This window comes from Achromobacter sp. UBA4530 (genome assembly GCF_002388205.1).
In the GTDB taxonomy this organism is placed as follows: Bacteria; Pseudomonadota; Gammaproteobacteria; order Burkholderiales; family Burkholderiaceae_B; genus Achromobacter; species Achromobacter animicus.
Genome location: NZ_DGMA01000027.1, coordinates 38,288 through 38,818 on the forward strand (window position 1 = coordinate 38,288; position 531 = coordinate 38,818).

A 531-nucleotide genomic window follows, 5' to 3' on the forward strand; every position below is an offset into this window, starting at 1 on the left:
CTGCGCAGCGTGCTGGAAGCGGCAGCGGTTCATGCGCTGTGCACGCCCGGGCAATCGCCCGATCCGCTGCTGGCGCTGCGCCCGCTCGTGGAGACGTGGCTGGTGGATGAGAGCGAGCGGTCCAGCGATTGCGAATGGCTGGCCGACCTGGACGAGCGCTTTCATATCGAATTGGTGGCCGCCGCCGGCAACCCAGAGATCGCACGGGTGCATCGGGCTGCGACCGAGCGGATCCGCATCGTGCGTCGGCTCGATTTCACCCAGCCTGATCGCATCGGCACTACCTACCGGGAACACGCCGCGATCCTGTCCGCCGTACTGGCGCGCGACGGCGCGAGCGCCGCGGCGCTGCTGCGCGCGCATATCAAGGACAGTCAGGAGGCGGTGCGCAAGATTACGTTGCACCGGCTGTACGCCACACGCCGCGCGAAGGCGGCGTGAAGGCGGGCGGGGGGGCCTGCGGGGGTTGCCAACATTCGGGCTTGGGGGCGCGCGGGCTTTCGGGCTCTCGGGCTTTTGGGCTTTTGGGCT

The 531-nt window shown here is 69.1% G+C and carries 1 protein-coding gene; it reads left to right on the forward strand.

Translation table 11 applies throughout. The features are described from left to right. Positions 1 to 441: GntR family transcriptional regulator (locus B2W22_RS20090; RefSeq protein WP_286939336.1), on the forward strand; the 441-nt coding region annotated here is incomplete at its 5' end. Positions 442 to 531 lie beyond the last annotated feature (90 nt).